The organism is Enterobacter sp. PL_is379, from assembly GCF_055817355.1.
Window position 1 is genome coordinate 326,223 of sequence record NZ_JBVPGT010000030.1, and the last position, 19,288, is coordinate 345,510.

General features: G+C 49.3%; 17 protein-coding genes and 1 pseudogene. 6 read left to right on the plus strand and 12 right to left on the minus strand.

The genetic code is table 11. From position 1 onward, the window contains the following. Positions 1-87: 87 nt before the first annotated feature. Positions 88-1,278, plus strand: a complete 1,191-nt coding sequence (locus tag AC0TOY_RS15730) for a cytochrome c biogenesis protein/redoxin (RefSeq protein WP_473722104.1) — start codon at positions 88-90, stop codon at positions 1,276-1,278. Between the two features lie 5 nt (positions 1,279-1,283). Here the strand turns inward: AC0TOY_RS15730 and tam are convergent, their stop codons facing one another. After that, positions 1,284-2,042 carry a trans-aconitate 2-methyltransferase gene (tam, locus tag AC0TOY_RS15735; RefSeq protein ID WP_024908479.1) on the minus strand — a complete coding sequence of 253 codons (759 nt, stop codon included), beginning with the start codon at positions 2,040-2,042 and terminating at the stop codon, positions 1,284-1,286. Positions 2,043-2,482: 440 nt separating this feature from the next. Between tam and AC0TOY_RS15740 the strand changes: the two genes are divergently transcribed. Further along, positions 2,483-3,121, plus strand: a complete 639-nt coding sequence (locus tag AC0TOY_RS15740; RefSeq protein WP_157189188.1) for an acyl-homoserine-lactone synthase — start codon at positions 2,483-2,485, stop codon at positions 3,119-3,121. A gap of 14 nt (positions 3,122-3,135) precedes the next feature. On the opposite strand, the gene AC0TOY_RS15745 is transcribed toward AC0TOY_RS15740, so the two are convergent. After that, entirely contained in the window at positions 3,136-3,828 is a 693-nt protein-coding gene (locus tag AC0TOY_RS15745) for a helix-turn-helix transcriptional regulator (RefSeq protein ID WP_024908481.1), read from the minus strand. A gap of 305 nt (positions 3,829-4,133) precedes the next feature. Next, positions 4,134-4,718 (minus strand): GDP-mannose pyrophosphatase, encoded by a 585-nt coding sequence (locus AC0TOY_RS15750; RefSeq protein ID WP_473722106.1) that lies wholly within the window; start codon positions 4,716-4,718, stop codon positions 4,134-4,136. Between the two features lie 86 nt (positions 4,719-4,804). Between AC0TOY_RS15750 and AC0TOY_RS15755 the strand changes: the two genes are divergently transcribed. Further along, positions 4,805-5,578, plus strand: coding sequence for a DeoR/GlpR family DNA-binding transcription regulator (locus tag AC0TOY_RS15755; protein WP_473722176.1), 774 nt, complete (start codon positions 4,805-4,807; stop codon positions 5,576-5,578). A 38-nt stretch (positions 5,579-5,616) separates the two neighbouring features. On the opposite strand, the gene AC0TOY_RS15760 is transcribed toward AC0TOY_RS15755, so the two are convergent. From AC0TOY_RS15760 to AC0TOY_RS15775, 4 genes are all read right to left on the minus strand, one after another. Further along, positions 5,617-5,979 carry a TIR domain-containing protein gene (locus AC0TOY_RS15760; RefSeq protein WP_208762879.1) on the minus strand — a complete coding sequence of 121 codons (363 nt, stop codon included), beginning with the start codon at positions 5,977-5,979 and terminating at the stop codon, positions 5,617-5,619. A 137-nt stretch (positions 5,980-6,116) separates the two neighbouring features. Further along, complete coding sequence (locus tag AC0TOY_RS15765; RefSeq protein ID WP_061715134.1) at positions 6,117-6,488, minus strand: VOC family protein; 372 nt, start codon at positions 6,486-6,488, stop codon at positions 6,117-6,119. Between the two features lie 94 nt (positions 6,489-6,582). Further along, on the minus strand, positions 6,583-7,026 hold the full coding sequence (locus AC0TOY_RS15770) for a PACE efflux transporter (RefSeq protein ID WP_048991628.1): 444 nt from the start codon (positions 7,024-7,026) through the stop codon (positions 6,583-6,585). A 74-nt stretch (positions 7,027-7,100) separates the two neighbouring features. Beyond that, complete coding sequence (locus AC0TOY_RS15775) at positions 7,101-8,063, minus strand: NAD-dependent epimerase/dehydratase family protein (RefSeq protein WP_473722108.1); 963 nt, start codon at positions 8,061-8,063, stop codon at positions 7,101-7,103. 94 nt (positions 8,064-8,157) lie between these two features. On the opposite strand from AC0TOY_RS15775, the gene AC0TOY_RS15780 reads away from it, so the two are divergent. From AC0TOY_RS15780 to AC0TOY_RS15790, 3 genes and pseudogenes are all read left to right on the plus strand, one after another. Next, entirely contained in the window at positions 8,158-9,066 is a 909-nt protein-coding gene (locus AC0TOY_RS15780; protein ID WP_148769184.1) for a LysR family transcriptional regulator, read from the plus strand. A 503-nt stretch (positions 9,067-9,569) separates the two neighbouring features. Then, positions 9,570-10,295: pseudogene (locus AC0TOY_RS15785) on the plus strand (hypothetical protein); the annotation flags it as partial. 594 nt (positions 10,296-10,889) lie between these two features. Continuing rightward, positions 10,890-11,087 carry an SEC-C metal-binding domain-containing protein gene (locus tag AC0TOY_RS15790; RefSeq protein WP_473722177.1) on the plus strand — a complete coding sequence of 66 codons (198 nt, stop codon included), beginning with the start codon at positions 10,890-10,892 and terminating at the stop codon, positions 11,085-11,087. Between the two features lie 524 nt (positions 11,088-11,611). On the opposite strand, the gene manA is transcribed toward AC0TOY_RS15790, so the two are convergent. From manA to AC0TOY_RS15815, 5 genes are all read right to left on the minus strand, one after another. Further along, positions 11,612-12,778, minus strand: a complete 1,167-nt coding sequence (gene manA / locus AC0TOY_RS15795; RefSeq protein WP_228483847.1) for a mannose-6-phosphate isomerase, class I — start codon at positions 12,776-12,778, stop codon at positions 11,612-11,614. Beyond that, the gene (locus AC0TOY_RS15800) at positions 12,778-14,196 is read right to left on the minus strand and encodes a glycoside hydrolase family 1 protein (RefSeq protein WP_048240799.1); all 1,419 of its coding nucleotides are present in this window, start codon (positions 14,194-14,196) and stop codon (positions 12,778-12,780) included. The genes manA and AC0TOY_RS15800 overlap by 1 nt, the downstream gene beginning before the upstream one ends. Positions 14,197-14,244: 48 nt before the next feature. Further along, the gene (locus AC0TOY_RS15805; RefSeq protein WP_024908493.1) at positions 14,245-16,440 is read right to left on the minus strand and encodes a CBM35 domain-containing protein; all 2,196 of its coding nucleotides are present in this window, start codon (positions 16,438-16,440) and stop codon (positions 14,245-14,247) included. An 11-nt stretch (positions 16,441-16,451) separates the two neighbouring features. Further along, positions 16,452-17,789 carry a carbohydrate porin gene (locus AC0TOY_RS15810; protein WP_473722110.1) on the minus strand — a complete coding sequence of 446 codons (1,338 nt, stop codon included), beginning with the start codon at positions 17,787-17,789 and terminating at the stop codon, positions 16,452-16,454. A gap of 208 nt (positions 17,790-17,997) precedes the next feature. Further along, the gene (locus tag AC0TOY_RS15815; protein ID WP_024908495.1) at positions 17,998-19,269 is read right to left on the minus strand and encodes a PTS sugar transporter subunit IIC; all 1,272 of its coding nucleotides are present in this window, start codon (positions 19,267-19,269) and stop codon (positions 17,998-18,000) included. Between the last annotated feature and the right edge of the window lie 19 nt (positions 19,270-19,288).

Genomic DNA, 19,288 nt, shown 5'->3' on the forward strand with positions numbered 1-19,288 from the left:
AACCGCGCGTTTACACATATCCTGAACACATCAGGACGATGAAATAGCCTCACTGCAGTGTCGCAGGACATGTAATGTGAGGTCATTATGTTTCTGGTAATCGCTTTTCTGGGCGGGATGATAAGCCTGCTAAGCCCATGTACGCTCCCGGTTATTCCACTCCTGTTCGCCGGTTTCCAGGGGCAACGACGACATATTCTGGCCCTGCTCGCCGGGATGGTCGTGATGTTCACCCTGGTGGCGATGGTCGTCACCGTCGCCAGCGAGTGGATAACAGCGGCAACCATTGCTGGGCGCTGGATCGCCCTCGTCATTCTGGCCACCGCCGCGCTGGCCTTAATTTTCCCGTCTTTCGCCCAGCGTATCGCGGGACCGGCCGTCAGCGCAGGAAATGTTCTCAACACCCGAAGCGGGCAAACGCGCGGAATGGCATCGGCTTTTCTGGCCGGGCTTGCGGTCGGGCTACTCTGGTCTCCCTGCGCGGGCCCCATCCTGGGCGCTATTTTCAGCATTAATATCGCGGGCCACTCGGCCATCGCCACGGGCGCACTGCTCGCTGCCTATGGCAGCGGATGCGCGCTGATGCTGGGCCTGCTCGTTATCGGCAGCCGCTCGCTGATGACACCGTTAAGGGCAAAGTCTGCGCTGATGGCGAAGCTCCGTCAGGGGGCAGGAGTTGCAATGTTAGCGGCAGTCGTCCTGAACGCGACGGGGATGACCTCGCTGCTGAAAGGGGCTAACGGCGTAGCAGACCGTCTTGAGACCGCGCTCTTAAATCTGGCAAAACCCCCAACCGCGCCGGTGAAGCTCCAACCGGTGGCGATCGCTGAGCCCAGCAGCCAGCTGCCTTCGTTAAGCGGTGGAACAGGGTGGATTAACGGTGACCCTGTCACGTCTGAAGCATTACGAGGGAAGGTTGTTCTGATTGATTTCTGGACGTGGGATTGCATTAACTGCCAGCACACGCTCCCGCATGTGCGAGACTGGGCCACGAAGTATCAGTCGCAGGGCCTGGTCGTGATTGGGGTTCACACGCCGGAATATCCCTGGGAAAAACCGCTTTCGTCGGTACAAAAGGCGGTAACGAAATGGCAGTTGCCGTATCGGGTTGTGACGGATAACAACTATCAAATCTGGAATGCGTTCGGCAACCAGTACTGGCCAGCGCATTATTACTTTGATGCCAAAGGGCAGCTGCGCTATACCGTCTTTGGCGAGGGTGATTATGCGCAGCAGGAAAAGGTTATCCAGCAGTTGCTCAAAGAAGCCCGCCTATAATCGGATCAGGGCTGGCGTTGAGCCACGATAAACAACCGAGGAAAAGCCAGCAGTATCTGCCCGTTTTCCTGGAGCGGATACTGCTCTTCCAGCAGTTCATGGTAGCGTTTCAGGAAACGTTTCTGCTCGCTCTCGTTCAGTTCCTGGAGCCAGGGGCGCAGGCCGGTGGCGCTTACCCAGTCAATAATGGCCTGATGAGAGCTCATTTTGTGATAATAGGTTGTCCGCCAGATATCCACGTCACAGCCAGCCTCCGACAGAATATCGTAATAAGCATGTATACCCGGCAGAGGTTCGCGGCCACGGTCCGGGTAGTCTTGCTCCAGCGCCACTTCACGCATCGCCACATGGGTGGGTTCCAGCCAGTTATCAGGCATCTGGATCGCCAGCACGCCATTTAACTTAAGCAGGGAGACAAGATGAGGCAGGAGATCGTAATGGTCCGGAACCCATTGCAGCGACGCGTTGGCATAAATCAGGCTCAGCGGCTGGCCAGGCTTGTACTGACGGATATCGGCCTCAACAAAGTGGCAGTCAGGTAAGGCAGCGCGTGCTTCCTCGAGCATAGCAGGGGAGTTATCGACCCCGGTGATGTGCGCAGAAGGCCAGCGATGCTTCAACAGCGCCGTGCTGTTACCTGGCCCACAGCCCAGATCGGCGATAGTAGCGGCTTCATCAAGAGGAATTCTGGCGAGCAACTCGGCGGCTGGACGCGTTCTTTCTGCGCCAAATTGCAGGTAAAGAGAAGGGTTCCAGTCGGCCATCATCAATTCTCCGTCTTACATGATTCAGCAAGAATAGCACAGGCAGATACCTGCAAAGCGGTACCGGCCAGGGTTTTGGGCAGATGAAGTCAGTAGATTCTGTAAAATGAAGGGGAGGGTGGGAAAAATAAGCAATCGGAAATATTACCCCTTAAAAGATTAAGGGGCAATGTTTTTATTGTAATTACTTTATGATTATTGTTTTTTATTATTTTATCGGCAAAGTGCTTCTTATGCTCTGTACCCGAAACTTTAAATATTAGATAATCATCGATGGGTATATCCCTGGTGTTTCGTAGGTCTTTGACCTCCTGACCGCTTAGTTTTGCGAGAACTTCGTGGTCAGGTACTTTTTAAGTATAGGGAATATGCGGCACAATGAAAGCTGTCCTAAAAGACAGGTGATGATAGTTTCAGGTGTTATTATCAGGAACAAGAGCATGATTTCTGTCATTGAATTTTTTTTACACGACTACGATGATTTACCCCCAGCACTAGCGCACGAACTCTACCGACTCAGAAGAAAAACCTTTCGGGACCGACTCGACTGGAAAGTGGAATGCATCGAAGGGATGGAAAAGGATCAATTTGATTCCCATAACACGACATACTTACTGGGTATGTATGATGGACAGCTGTTATGCGGCGCGCGATTTATTAACTCAACGCAGCCGACAATGATAAGCGAAATCTTTCATAATTATTTCGATAATCCCATTGTTTTTCCAGCCGATGTTCCCTGCTGTGAAGTGAGTCGTTTATTTTTAGATAAAGAAACACGAGACTCTGCAAGTTTGCAGGGCGTGCCCGCCAGTAAGGCATTGTTTCTTGCAATGAATATTTATTGCATTAAGAATAAATATCACGGAATGTACGCAGTAGCCAGTCGCGGTATGTATGCCATATTTCGGCATGCGAACTGGAAAGTTGAAGTTATTCAGCGCGGTGTTTCTGAAAAAGGGGAGGTTATTTACTATATTTATATGCCTGCCAGCACCCGCATTATTGAAGATATTATTAGTAAAGACAAATCCAGCCACTGGCTTCGCGAAATGCTCGGGCATTTACGCTATCTATAACCAGTGTCTGAGGGTCAGTCGTCCAGTAACCGGAGTTCTGTTCCAAGCTTTATTGCATGTCTGGCATTATTCACACCGAGTTTTTTCATTATATTGCCCATATGGAATTTAACGGTGCGTTCAGCAATAGATAAAATAACAGAAATTTCTGCATAGGTTTTTCCGGCGCTGACCCATTTGAGGATTTGTCGCTCACGTGGCGACAAGAACACATTCTTTTTCTGCTGATGCTGACTATACAGATTGAGTGTCTTCTGATGTAACTGAACAAGGAAGCGTAGAAATTGCGGCCGATATTTCTCTATGTCAATACCAGAATGCTTAGGACTGATGACGGATAAGACAACAAGATTATTCAGATAGTCATGCAGAGGAAAAGTCTGCCCCTGGTATATATCATACTGAACACTTTCGTCGAAAATGCGTGTCAGGTTATAACCATCCGACAGGACGACATCGCTTTCCCAGAAAAAGTCTTCAACACAGCGCAAAGCCCGAATAATGACAGGGTCAATGAACTGATATTTTCTTTCAAGGTAGATATTAAACCACTCAGGACTGTTATTGAGTATCCTCATCTGTGAAGGATCTTTCTTGTTCATAATAGCGTAGGCAAAGACGATCCCTTTGAAGTCCTCAAAAAACGCGTCCAGCTCACTCTGAATTAGCGTATTGATCGTTATGTCGTTGTAATATGTATCCTTCACGTGAGTTGCTGCCTCCTGTTTGAGTGGAGGAGCAAGTATAATATGCTTCGTTATCTGTAGCGAGTCGCATTTTAATCCAGTCAACAGATAAGACAGGCTACCGCTGCAGGCAGCCTTGTGAACGTTTGGCATTTTTGAATGGTAAATGCAGATGACTCAGGGAAATGTTTATGATTTTATCGAATTTCGAAATCGTTCACTAAATATAGTAGGCTGCAAAATTTAGGAGGTTTCCCGCATTCCATCCGCGTAACGGACAAGCGTACCAACTCATGCACCTTCAAATCAGGATTTAAACCAGTAGGTTACAGAATACCTTTAAGGGCCACATGATAAAGCAGCATGATGGTTTTCCCGTCGACGATTTTACCCGTATCAATGCCGCGTAATGCCTCTTCAAGCGTCATTTCCAGCACGTCGATATCTTCTCCTTCCGCCTTGATCCCACCGCCAGCGCCGGTTCTGTCTCTCGGCTGGTACTCGGCAAGGTAAAAATAGAGCTTTTCCGTAACGGAGCCCGGGCTCATATAGGCTTCGAAAATTTTCTGCACGCGTGAAACGTGAAATCCGGTCTCTTCTTCCGCTTCTGCTTTGATGCGGCTCTCGGGATCCATGTTGTCCAGCAACCCTGCAGCGGCTTCAATTAGATTGTCCTCATGGCCGTTGATAAAGACGGGGAAGCGGAACTGGCGAGTCAGGATCACCGTCTTTTTATCACGGTTGTAGAGCAAAATCGTCGCGCCGTTGCCACGGTCATAGACTTCCCGCTGCTGCCGCTGCCATTCGCCATCACGTCGCTGCAGGTCGAAGGTATATTTTTTAAGGACGTACCAGTTATCTGACAGTGTTTCACTGTTAATGATGCGCACATCTGCACGTTTCGATTGCACGTTTGTTCCTCCTTACGTAGAGTAATTATCATAAACAGCATTATCGTGCATTTACAAGATAAAACATGCAATTTCAGGAATTCATGATGCTCACCAGTCAACGAAAACAATTGATCCTCGAAAAGCTCGGCGCCGAAGGTCAGGTCCAGTCAAAAGCGCTCAGCATTCTCTTTGACGTCTCTGAAGACACCATCCGGCGCGATCTGCGCGAGCTGGCGGCAGAAGGGCGCTTGCAGCGGGTTCACGGTGGCGCGCTGCCGTCATCTTCCGCAATTGCTCCGTTTGCTGAACGGCAATCCGTGAAAATGGATGCGAAAAAAAGAGTGGCCCGCAAAGGCGCGCAGCTGATTTCATCAGGCCAGGTGGTGATCGTCGATGGTGGTACGACAACGTCGGAGCTGATTACGTTTCTCCCTCCCGAGCTTCGTATCACTGTGGTGACGCACAGCCCGAGCATTGCCCTGGGGCTTGTCGATCATCCGTCCATTGAGGTGATTCTGATCGGCGGTCGCTTGTATAAACACTCTATCGTTGCGGTCGGCGCTGCGGCCATCGAAGGCATCGAAAATATTCATGCAGACCTGTTCTTTATGGGCGTGACCGGGATCCATCCTGAAGCTGGATTAACGACCGGTGATTTCGAAGAGGCGTGCATCAAACGTGCATTTTCCGGCAGAGCCGCGGAGACTGTTGTTCTGGCTTCTCCGGAAAAGATCAACACAGCGTCTTCGTTTGTGATTGGTAATGTGTCATCGGTGAATACCATCGTCGTGGAAGACAATACCGATAAGGACTGGGTCCGCGCAGTATCAGAAAAGGGGGTATCCGTCGTGTTAACCTCAGATCGTGATACTGTCTGACAGCCAGCCTGAGAGCACAGCCTGGCTGTCGGTTTTCCTTAAGCCTCAGGAATGTCCTCAAGCGCGGTATAAACCCTGAGGCCGTATTTTCTGGCGACCTCAATGTCCATATCGGCACCTTTAGATACACCGGCGATACGATAAATTGCATCGCATTTAGCTATGAGCCGGTGAGCAACGGGGTAGAGCATCGCTTCGCTGATTTCATCACCAACGGTTTTCGAGCCCGCGGCCTTTGCCAACGGCAAAGCAAGCCATTCACCTATGATCGGAATGTGACCACGCTGGTAAACGGCTAATGCTGCGCTTTCGAGACGCGCCAGATTCTCATCAATGCGCGCCTGAACGCCGCCGGTTCCGCTGCGGTAGGGGCCGGCAATTAGAATCAACTGTTGTGTCATAAATACCTCTGTCAGTGTTATTGCATGAAGTTGCACGTTAACAGGCCATACCTTACGGGATTAACGTGGCTTAATGAAGTACTTTCGTGCATAATCGTGCAAATAGACGCATGACAGATATTTAATGACATCTGACGCTACAGACTCTGCGGCGCATGGCACACCGCCTCGATATTATGACCATCAGGCGAGATGACAAACGCGGCATAGTAATTTTCACCGTATGACCTCAACCCCGGCCCGCCGTTATCACGTCCGCCAGCGCGCAGTGCCGCATGGTAAAAATCATCAACCTGCTGACGCGTATTGGCCACAAACGCCAGATGCAGAGGCGCGGGTTTGTCATTTGTATGGAAAAGGCAAAGTGAAACATCGCCGGAACTCATTTCTACACCATACTCCGGCGCGCCTTCATCGATGAGTTCTACACCAAGCGGGCGAAGCGCCTCGAGGAAGAAGGTTTTACTTTTTTCATAATCGCTGACGCCGAATTTCACATGATCAAACATTATCGACTCCTGAAAAGAGATAGAGAAATGAAGAGTATAGGAGGTGAGTGGAGTCGAAGATGATCAAAGGCGTGTCAATGTGACTGATATCTCGCTACATAACAGACCGTTTACGTCCAACAAACGTCCAGCGCAGATAGTCGTAAAGCCAGTTAAACAGCATCGTGTATGGCAGGAAAAACAATACAAGACCAATCTCAACAAAAAATGCCTCAGTCATTGTAAGATTCAGCATAATCATCGCGACAGGCATTAAGGTTATGATGAGTCCTGTTTCAAAACCTACCGCATGGATCGCACGAATGAGAAATGTTCTTTCAAACTGGTATTTTTTCTGCAGGGAATCAAAGAGCTTATTAAAAATAAAATTCCAGACCGTTGCGGTAAGTGCGGATATGACGGACAACGTGCCTGACTGAAGTACAGACACATTCATCAGCCAGGCAAGTGACAGGGCGATAATAACATTGGCCGTCACCTCAAAAATGACAGCATGGAAGATTCTCTCTTTAACACTTTTATTTAATTCAATTTCCATTTGATTAGGGCTGCGTTTTTCAAAAGCTTAAGTATATCAGACATCTTTCAACCCTTTCTAAACATCAGGTTATGTTAAATACAGCCCAAACCAACTAATGTGGAATGTACGGCCTCATTAAGAGGGGTCTGCGGTTCATGTCCTAAAAAGGCAATCAGTTTTGAATTATCCATCTCTATTGTCTGCTTCCAAAGATAGCGCATCTCCCGCATTTCATGCAGCGTAGCGTTAAAGGGACTCATCGCAGAGATAAGCCACCAGGGAAAAGATTTCACTTTCGCCTTTATACCGGCACGCTCCACGACGAGCTTTATGGCGGCGGTCATCGCTGTCCCATCAGGATCCCAATGCCCGCGCATATGGAAACTGGCAAACGGTTCGAGCTCATCCCGACGCGCCAACAGTGCTGCGAGCGTTTCGGCGACATCCGGCAGATAAGCCCACTGATGGCCTACGCCGGTTTTCCCCGGGTTTTTAATGACCTGCGGCGGATGCCCCGGTTTGACCAGTCCCTGTGAAAACCAGTTATTGCCAGCATGGGGACCAAAAAAGTCTCCAGCCCGCAAAATCAGCACCTTTCCGCCACGCTGTGTATAGGCTGCGAGTGCCTGCTCCATTTGCACGCGTATGGCGCCTTTTCGGGTAACCGGATTCTGAGGGGAATCCTCGCGTAAGAGGGGAAAAGCATCCGGACCGTAGTTATAAATCGTGCCTGGCAGAACGATTAATGCACCGTTTTTCTCCGCTGCGCTGATGGTGTTATGCAGCATGGGCAAAACGAGCTGTTCCCAGTTTCGATAACCCGGCGGGTTAACGGCATGGACAATCACGCTGCATTCTGACGCCGCCGCCTCAACCTGTTCAGCATTCAGCGCATCTCCGCTTATCCACGAAATGCTATTGTTGCGATCGGCATTTTGCGGAGTGCAGCGGCGCAATGCACGCACATCCCATTCGTCCCGGATCAATTTACGGGCTATTTCGCCACCGATTCCACCCGTTGCGCCCAGTATTAGTACCTTATTTGTGCTTTTCATCGTCTGACCCTTATTGGATATCTGCTTGACATCTTAATGACCGCACGGGCTAAATGTAATTGCATAATATAAGCCAGCAGGTATGCATTTTTGTATGAAGCTAAATATCCCGTGGGAATGGTATCGCACATTTTTGGCCGTGATGAGGGAAGGGTCTCTGTCAGGGGCCGCACGCAGGCTTGCCATTACCCAGCCAACCGCCGGACGTCATATTGCAGCACTGGAATCGGCCCTCGGCCTTGTGTTATTTACACGTTCCCAGACAGGATTGCAGGCCACGGACGCAGCCGTCGAGCTGAAGGGCCATGCACAAGCGATGGAAAATACGGCCATGATGATTGAGAGGTCGGCTGCCAGCTTCAGCTCCGGCGCAGCCGGATTACGAGGCGTGGTGCGCGTTGCCGCAAGTGAAATCATCGGCACTGAGGTTCTGCCTCCAGTGATTGCACAAATAAAGGAGGCATACCCGCAAATAACCGTTGAGCTGGTTCTGTCTAATCGCGTTCAGGATTTACTGAACCGGGAAGCGGATATTGCTGTACGCATGACCACACCGGTGCAGGAGCAACTGATTGCTCGTCGGATGGGCAGGATTGAAATAGGTCTGCATGCCGCGCCAGCCTATGTGTCACGACATGGAGCACCGGAAAGTATTGATGCGTTATTCACCCATACGCTTGTGGGTTTCGATAATATGACGCCCTTTATTTTACAAGCACTTAAACAGTACCCACAGCTAAACCGCGAGCTGTTTACCGTGCGAACCGACAGCGATATTGCACAATTAAACCTCATACGTGCCGGAGCAGGTATCGGTATGTGCCAGGTGCATCTGGCCGATTTTTCTCCGCCGTTACAGAGGATAATGCCTGATTTCTTTGCATTTCATCTCGACACCTGGCTGGTGATGCATGAAGATTTACGCCACAGCCAGGCCTGTAAAACGGTGTTTGATTTTCTTGCAGAGGGTTTACAGGCTTATATCAACAGGGAAAAACGGTAAGTAAACCTGGGAAGAACAGTACCGTTAAGCTGGCATGCGCTGGACGCGCTGTGAGATAGCCGGCGAAGACGCTTTCAGAAGCCAGGCCAACGATGTCCGCAAAACGCCAGATTTTCCCTGATTCCATATAGGTGCGCATAATGTATATTATGTTAAATATGGTGGGTTTGTTCTTAGGTTCATGAGTTCCTCTCTTTCAGGAACTTACCGATGAATCAGTCAGTTGCCAAAGTTTAGTTGTGGACTTACGATGACTTCATAACGCAAAAATTACGGGGCATCCGCTAAGTTCATGGCATATTCCATCTTACATTTATCGAGGAACAACCAGAGAACTCATCTCATAGTTGATGATGTGACTACCCTACCGGTCATGTTCGCCACAATTTATGGAATGAATGAACTGAGCAAGAAACATCTGGGGACTCAAGAAAACATTCTGTGTTCGCTGCGCTTCTTTTACGTCTATTACTTTAAGAAGCACAAACGAACATTTGACTACGAATACATTCTTGGCAATCGCTGGAGTGACGGATCATATTCAGGCCATCCTAATGGGGCGTGTTGATATCACCCAGAATAAACACTATCAGCATCAGGCCGAATCACAGTCCTATCAGACCGCTTCTCTAGCAATCAATATGCTGGAAAAGGCTTATGATGAGAACAATCAAGCTCTCACGAAGAGTTTCCAGCTTTCACTCTTTACTACGCAGCAGAAGCCCTGCATTCCGGTCAACCTACCCTCCCCCAGAACTGAGGTTAGCCGCAGAATGGCAGCTCTATCACGGTCTTCCAAGACGGTAAAAAATACAGGTGTTGCAAACGTTAAATTAACAACCTCACTAATGATAAATCCTGAGCTCAATACCGAGCATAATCTGAAGCAGAACATGCAGACTTTTGGTGAAACAACTGCTGAGGTTGTTGACTATATAACTGGCACAATGTCTGATAATTTTCTGCCTGAACTAAAACGTGCACATGACAAGTTAATACAACAAAATTTGGCTGATAAGGCGAAATCACTGCTTCAACGCCATGCAAAACTGCATCCTCTTGGATTTGGAGCCTGTACGAGAGATGTAGCTCGGTGGGGTTGTCCTCATGCGCTTAAGTGTCAGTCTGGTCTACCTTGTGGCTACTTCACTCTTACAGGTCGTCTTGGCGAAGCGGAAGAAGCATCACGACGTTTATCAAACAAGCGAAAAGAAATCATTCAACTCCGTATTTTCTTATCAGAAAAGGGAGACCTTAGTGAAGTGCAAACGCTGGCTGAAGATGCCCGCCCCAGCCTTCCGGATGAAGAGCATGCGCGTATTTTTGACTATAACCATGCTATCGCGCTCTGGAGACTGAAAAGATACAAACAAGCAGAAACACTGTGTCTGAGCGTAGCGAATCGCTACTACACGTTATTTGGTATTACCCCACAGGATGTCATGGGTAAAAACTCGGATGTGCTGTGGGCAATCATCAACCAGCCTGAAAATGTTCACGAGCACATCAAACATCTGGCCGATGCCCTAGAGTTGCTCGCCAGAATTAATGACGCGCAGGGAAAGGTGTCACCGTTTCTGCGCATTCACGCGATGAAATTTTACAACATGACCGCAGCCCCCGAATCTCTGGTCCGGGTAGGACAGGATCTAGCTGATGAGTTTGTCGCAATAAAGGACTATGTCGGTGCCAGAGAGGTGATGGAGCAATACGTCCTGCCAGTCGTCAATGAAGCCGGTCTGGTACAGCGACTGGTTCAGGTCCGAAGCCAGTACGCCGTCATACTGGCACTTGCAGGCGAACATGCACAGGCAGAAGCGGAGATGCGTCGGCTAGCCCCCTTTTTTGAAGGGTTAACAGGCGAGCAACGTCAGGAGGTTGAAAATCAGTTGAACTACATCGCCCAACTCGCTTACAAGGCGACCAAATCCGAAATTGCTCGATTTTACGGTGCGGTAGGCAGAAATGAACCTTGCCCCTGCGGGTCGGGAGTAAAGTATAAAAAATGTCATGGAGCCTGAGTGCTGGTTTCGCTATATTGGACGTGGCCTGGCAATATCCGGACACGGCCGGGTTCTGAGTCCACGGGAGCCATATCTGAATTGTTGTCCACATCGTGCAACCGAGCGTTTTTTATTGGTATTGCCGTTGAGTCTCTTGAAGCAAATCGTCGTGCGTGGGGGCAGTATATGGCCTGCGAAAGCAGGCCAGATTCACCCAAGAGGGAGAAAATATGTGGGCATGCTTAAAGCATGCCATCGTGGCGTTGACCTTTAGTCGCAACTACATTGATGCTGCTCTTGCCGTGCAAGGCTGGAACATAACTTCAGCGAAGTAATGTTCTCTGAAACCCGCCTTCAAGCTCTAGAATTCAATGACGCGCAGTTGCTTAAAGATGTAAAAATAAATGAAAACTATGACTGGGAAAGTTGTGCCGGTTACAAAGTCGCAAGGGTCAGGAATAAAATAAATAGCCCGCTCAGTCTATGCCGTGCGGACTATTTTCCTCTTCTAATATAAAATCATGCTGTTAAACATGAACTAGTCAGCACTGAACCAGACAGCACTGTCCGCTTTGTGTCAAAAAATAAGCTTCTGTCTGAGCCGGTATAAATACCGACTGACCGACGCAGAACGTCATCTCTTCACCGTATGTATCGCGCAACGTAGTGTAGCCTTCAAGCACTAGTAAAATTTGCGCGCTAAAGACTTCAATTCTGTGTTGCTGGCAGTTTTCTATTACAGAGAAACGGAAATCCTCTACGGGAACATGATAATGGCTTTCATTTCCAGCAATATCAGGAACAAGCTTTAAGTTATGTTCATGAGTCTCACTAAAAGCCGTACAGTTAACTAATTCAGATAAATTAATTTTTTTCGGTGTTAATCCTGCGCGCAAAACGTTATCAGAGCACGCCATCACTTCTACGGCGGTTCCGTAAACGTAGGCGTGCAGGGTACCGGCCCGCAAAAACATCGCTTCGCCAGGCTCAAGCGTTATGCAGTGTAAAAACAACGGTGCGAGGACGCCGATATCCCCCGGATAGTCCCGCTGCAAGCGGATGAGGAATTCCTGTAAATGGACAAAGGCCCCAGCCTGAAGGCTCTCATCCAACTGCCGCAGAACAGTGTGTTTCTCCTGTGGTGCAAGCTGCATCAGGCCGACAAAAAAGTTTTTAAGCCCCTCATTATTAAGGTTATGGCGAAAATCAATCAGCGCAGGCATGAGTTCAGGCGAGCTGAGACGCAGAAAATGATTCACAATCTCCTGATAGGGACGAAAACCGTTCATCGCCATAAAAGGCGTGATTGCATAGACCAACTCGGGTTTATGATTTGCGTCGTTATAATCTTCCCCAGCTCGATTTCCCTGCCTGGCGTAGCCCTCTACCGCCTGGCGTTTATCGGGATGGACCTGGAGCGAAAGCGCGCTTTCTGCAGACAGTATCTTCAGTAAGAACGGAAGTCCTGAAAATTTTTCCATCGTCCGTTCCCCTAAAACGGTGCCGGGGGATTTTGCGATCGCGTCCTGTAATGAAACCGTGTTCGCGCCAACTTCAATTTCAGAACACCCTGCCGGATGCGCCCCCATCCAGATTTCAGCCTGAGGCTGCTCATCCGGATTCGGCACGCCAAACAGCGTATTCAGAGCCGTCCGGCTGCCCCAGGCATAATTTTTTACGCCATTTCTCATGCGATAGAACGAGGCCATTATTTGTTGCCCTTTATAAATGCCCCGGGCGTAAATCCGTTAGAGGCAGCAAGTTGAGCGAACCAAATAGCGTTGCGCTTTATCTGTCGCTCTCCGGTTTCCAGATCCAGTCGCCAGAAACCGTAACGACGTTTAAAGCTATTTATCCAAGACCAGTTATCAATAAATGTCCACTGGTGTACGCCAAAGCAGTTCGCCCCCTCGCTGATGGCGCGATGGAGCTGTTGGAGGTGTTCTTCCATTAATTCGATGCGGAAAGTGTCATCAATAAACCCATCAGCCAGCACCGGACCTTCTGACTGGATATCCATGGCGATACCGATTTCAGCCAGATACCATTTCATATTGTCGTAATTATCGCGGATGTTGCAGGCAATATCGTAAATCGCTTCGGGGTAAATCTCGTTATTATCGCGATACGGATTGAAGCGCCCTTCGGGATCGCTGTAGTTCTCGAAGTAATACTCTGGCGTGAAGTAATCAAGCTCATAGGGGCATTCGCGCGCTTTAACCCGACGCGGAACATAGTAGTTAACCCCCAGGAAATCTACCCTCGAACGCGTTATCAGATCGACATCAGCTTTCTTTATTTCTGGCAAGCAATCATGGGCTGCGAGTACTTCACATAATTCCTTCGGGAATTCATGCTTCACCAGCGGATCAAGGAAACTGCGATTAAAGAACAGGTCGGCATACCACGCTGCTTTTTTATCCTCGTCGCTGTTGTTTCGGGTGTACGAGGGGGTCAGGTTAAGCACCACGCCAATTTCGCCAGGCAGGTCAAGTTCTCGGTATATGTGCACCGCTTTTGCATGCGCCAGCATAATGTTAAATGCAACCTGCGCCGCCAGCTTGCCATCTTTTTTACAAGGATAATGGAAATCATAAAGATAGCCGCCTTCAACAGGTACTATCGGCTCATTAAAGGTGATCCAGTATTTGACCTTATGACCAAATAGCTCAAATGCCGTGCGGGCAAACCGTGCGAAAAGATCCGTCACATGGGGTGATTCAAAACCGCCATACTGCTTTTGCAAAATCTCCGGCATATCGAAATGATAAAGATTAATCATTGGCTCAATGCCGCTGGCGATCATCTCATCTAAGTAGTTGTTGTAAAACCGGACGGCTTCTGCGTTTGGGGCGCCAGTTTCAAAATCATCAATCAACCGTGACCACTGAATGGATGTACGAAACGAGTTAAATCCCGTTTGCTTCATCAGCGCAACGTCCTCTTTATATTTGCTGTAGGTTTCACATACTTTCTGCGGACCAATCTGCTGGAAAAAGCGGTTGGGCTGTTCTGCATACCAGCTATCCCAGATAGAACGGTGCGGCTTATGCGCTATGCCTTCCGTCTGAGGACCCGACGCCGCTGCGCCCCAAAAAAAATCTTCCGGAAATTGATACCGATTCATAATGCCTCCTGAATGATAAAAAGCTGCCCCAGAAGGGCAGCCAAATAACTACTCTGCAGTAACTTCAATTGATTGGATGAACATATATCCCCAGTCGCCGGCGAACTTTCCAAAACTGATGGTATTTGCCCCCTCTCTGAGCGAAACAGGAACGACTATGGTCTGGCCCTTCTCATCCGTTTGCGGAAACTCAATGCTGACTGGCGTCCCATCGTTCACGATGACCGAGTTTTTCTTGCTTCCCCATTTGCCGTTAAATTTCACATGTAGGGCGAATTTACCGTCCCAGGGAGCGTTAACCTGCCAGCTCACGCTGTCTCCGTCATGAGCGAAAGGACCGAGAAAACCGTCTTCTCCGATGGCTAAGGTCTCTTTTTCACTTTTAGTTGAGGTAAGTGTTCCCTTGCTAACATCAAGAGTCCCGCTGCCAAAGCGGCAATAATCTGCCGGTACAGGCCTCACAGCGGGCTTCACGCTGACATTTATCGTTTTGCTGCTTTCCAGCAACCCGTCATCAACAGTAAAGGTCAATGCATAGTCACCCGGCGCAGAGAACCAGACTCGGGTTTCCTCTTTGCTGCTGTCACAGAAGTGCACGTTATTCTTACCGTTATGACTCCACGCTACGCTGACTTTCGTGTCAGGCAGATTGTCATCCTGCCAGGCCGCATTGAGTTGAACGCCTTTATCGACAGTGGTGGAAAGCATGTCCTGCAGAGTGATAACCGGTGGAAGGTTTTTCTGCATATGCTTCAGGCGAATTACGTTTGAAGGTGCTGACTGACCACTTTCATTCTTAGCGATTACCCGATAGTAGTAAGTCTGGCCGAGCGTCAGGCTGCGATAGTCATCGCGGAAAAGACTCATTTTTGACGGGTTCCATTCATTTTTGCCGTCGGAGATGTCCTTTCCTACGCGTGTCCATGGCCCCTGTGGCTGTGCCGCTCTTTCTACGTCGTAATAACGCCCAACGGGTGACCCCATCCAGTTAATGGCAAAGGGGGAATCGCTCTCGCGCAACCTCGGTGCTTCCGGTACCGGCAGAGCTGGCGCCTTGCTCAGACCAGCCATTTGTGCCGCGGCGGTTCGTACCAGATTGACAACCTCCATCTCCTGGTTCGCTTTCCCCTCATCCGGGAAGCCAGGCAGATGGTAGCTATAGTGCCCGGTATACTCTTTGTGCCAGTAAAAACCGCCATCATGCCGATGACCGCGAAAACCCCAGATAAAGCCACCTGCAGCCTGAGCACCATTGACCTCGGAATGGACAATGGACTGCATGATAGCGTTCAGGTCTTTTTGATCGAGCAGACCGAATTCGCCGACCAGATACACTTTTTTGCCGCCTATCGCCGCAAGATCTTTACGCACCTGCTCGGGATGATTGTTATTGGCATTGGTGTAATAGTGATTGCTGATGATGTCGACGTTCGGATCGCTGAGCGCAAAATCATTCACCTTTTTATAAGTCCCATCGACGATAAGCTGATGGGGTGCCCATTTACGGATCCAGGCTGATGTCTGATGAAGAAAATCGGCGTTAGTGTCCTCTAGTTCATTACCCGTTTCCCACGCCATAATCGCCTTTTCATCGTAGTAGTGGCGTCCCGTAATGGTGTTAGTCCGGGTTATTACCTGACGAATCACGTCCAGATAAGCCTGGAAGGTTTTACTGTCCGTCCGATAAAAATCCTCAGGTTTTTCATGATAAAATGCGGCAAGCTGTTCTCTCCCACCCCACCACCACCAGTGATCGATAAACGGTAGAATCAGGCGAAGCCCCTGCTTATCCGCTTCAGCAATCATGTTGTCATAAACTTTCATTGCCGCTTCATTCAACCGCGGCATGCCGTCAGGCGTTTCCGGTGACAGGATATGCGTTTCACGTCCGCAGGCCGCGTCGTTTTCCTGCTGAACGGATAGCACATACACGCGCTGTGCTTTAGCACCCGTTTGTACCAGGGCTTTAATCCAGTTTTCTTGCTCTTCAGCAGTAGGCCATTTGAAATATTGCCCCCACCCGCGCGGATCCGCTTTGCAGGTCCCTCTTGCGTCATCCTCTATACGATGCAGCTCCGGAGCGTGGATCCCGGCAAAGCGAAAGAGCCGATCGCCGTCTTTTAACGCAGCACCATCACGAGTAATAAAATGTTCAAAATGGGATTGTTCCGCCGCCAGCGCACCCGCGCTTCCCAGCGCGGACAGTAAGGAGACGATCAAAAGTTTTCGAATCGGGAAAGCCATCTCTTATCTCCTCAGAACCAGACTTCAGCCTGTACACCAAAATTCAGCGTATCGGTATCCCCGCTGCGAGAGTATCCCCCCGGGCTAAGGGTACCGGTGCTCCAGTCGTAATTTCTGTCCATCGCATCCGAGACGCCTTTATCCCATTTTGCGTACGTGGCAAAGAAGCGCAGCTGTGGACGACTCCAGAATCCGGAATCAAAGGTGAGCGTCGGCGCAATGGTCACTTTGGTCAGGCCACCCTTCCCTTTGCCCTTTACCCCCATGTAGTTTTTATCATCCAGATATTCGTAACCCACTTCATATTGCATGGCGAAATTCTTCGTTATCTGATGATACGGCCGGATACCCGCGACCCACATGGAGCGTCCCCAGCCGTCATCATCGCTGGTCCACCAACGGTAGTTTTTGTCTTTCTGATAAAACGCAAAAGTCGAAACTTCTACTTCGCCCAGGCTGGCCATACCATCCAAAATCACGCGCCAGGACTGGGTGTCATCTAAGTTTGCCCAACCCCAGCCGTTTTTACCCAGCGAGTCAGCGGCAGCGAGCCCTTTGCCGTACTGGAAAACAATGCGGGAATAGCCACCTGTCAGCCCATAAAAACTGTCGACGTTATACAGCGCCGTCACGCCATAACCTTTTTCAGCAGAAGTGGGATGGTTTTCGTTGCGGTTCATATGGTGGCCAATAAGCTCAACATCCAGCCCGGTGCCGCCGATTTTTTTAAACCAGAGGTTAAGCGAGTAATCGTCAGGGTATCCCTGATCCCCCAGAGCCACGGGATAGGCTTTGGCTTCATCCGTTGTTGAAAACGCATAAACGCCGGCGTCAAAGCGCGCAAAGCCTAAATCCAGGTTATCAAACCCGCCCCCCGTTCCGTTGTACTGAATATACTCCCAGTCGAACTGGTGGCTGGAAAGATTGGAGCTGCTGTAACGTTTACCCGCCCAGAAAGTCATATCCGGCGCAAAATCGAGATTTGATAACTCAGCAAAACCTTCACGGAACTGGGTTTCTTTACCGTCATCGTCGGTACAGTTCCAGTCTGCGGTACATTTTGTTTGATGCGTCAGGTTGGCCTGAACACGGGCGACTGCGCCTGTGTCTGATTTCAGCGTGACCGTCGGGATAAGCTCAATCTTGGTATCTTCTTCGTTCCCCAGACGCCATTTCCCGTCGGGCATCAGTCCCACTGAATCCACCCGGTTTCCGTCACTGTTGGCGAGGATCCCTGAGCGCAAATAGCCGTGGAGTGCAAAATCATATTTCTCATCGGCGCTGGCATAGCCGCTGATGACAGTGAGGGTAATCAAGGACAGAGGTATTGATTTAATTAACGTTTGCATAGGTTCCCTTTGAATTTTTATTTTCACGGTTAAACGTGCAGGGGAAATGTAAGGATCAAAAATGGAAATGTACATCCATTAACGGAAAGCGCTTTCCGTCTTTGCCGGATTGAATCACAAATTTGAGATATTTGAGAATATTTTTGTGATTAAGGTCACGAATTAAGCTTCTGCCCACGAGAAATGGGCAGAAACAGAAAGAGGAGCGTTATTTTTCCAGCTGCATCAGCTGGCGTTCGTGAACCTTAAAGAATGGACGATAAAGCATCCATGCGTTGAAAAAGGCAAACAGGCACATACACATATTCTTCCAGCTACCGTTGGCCGACCATGCTGCACCCAGCGGTGAGGGCATTGACCATGGCAGCATTGCAACGGCCCTGTCGAGGATACCCATTTGCGTCAAATACCAGGCTATACAGGCATTTATCAACGGAACAAAAACAAAGGGCAGTAAAAAAACCGGGTTCATGATGACGGGGAAGCCAAACAATATTGGCTCATTAATGTTGAACAGAGAAGGCAAAAGACCAATCTTTCCCACACTCTTCAACTGCCTTGAGCGGCTTCGCATTGCCATAAACACCAGTGGCAACGTTGAGCCGATACCGCCAATCAACAGATAAAAATCCCAGAACCCCTGGAGATAAATATGGGGTAGCACAGCCTCCCCAGCAGCCAGGGCTCGCTGATTTTCAAACAGATAGGTGAGCCAGAACGGGTTCATGATACCCGTTATGATCAGGGCACCGTGTATACCAACAAACCATAAAAGATTACACAGAAACAAGGAGATAAGCACCGCCGTAAGAGTATCCGACGCCACGATAAGTGGACGTAATGCTTCCCCAATCAGTTGCGGCAAAATTTGTCCGGTCGTGTGCAGCATCACGGCATTCATCACGCTGATGGAGAGCATAATCACCAGCAGCGGCATCAGCAGCTGGAAGCCATTTCGTGTCATCACCGGCACCTCCTCCGGCAAACGAATACACCATCCTCTCTTATAAAAAAGCCTTATTATTTCAATCGAATATGCGCTTGAAATGAGGGCAGTAAAGAGCCCCATCCCTCCCAGAAACACATTCGTCGCACCATTATCCCGAAAGCCGATAAACAGCAGAAAGGCGAGACATCCGGTGAGCCCGCACAGCCGTTCCGGTAATTGATATTGCTTGGCAAGGCTGGCACTTGCACCGAATGCAACAATCAGCGCCACCAGGCCGAGCGTCAGTTCAAAGGTTGGTAACAGCATCGGACGCAGCAGCAGATAAAAAGATCCCAATCTCGAGGCGCTTGAAATGGCGAACGGTGGAAACAGCATTGGCACCATCAGACTTCCCACGATGACAAAAGGCATCGCAAGAGTAAAACCGTCTCGCATCGCTGTAATGTGTTGATTCTTAGTGATTATATTCGCTACTGGTGTGAGGCGTTGCTCTATCAAATCCACAGCAACATTCATCAAATGAATGTTCATAACTCGACCTTAGTAGTTC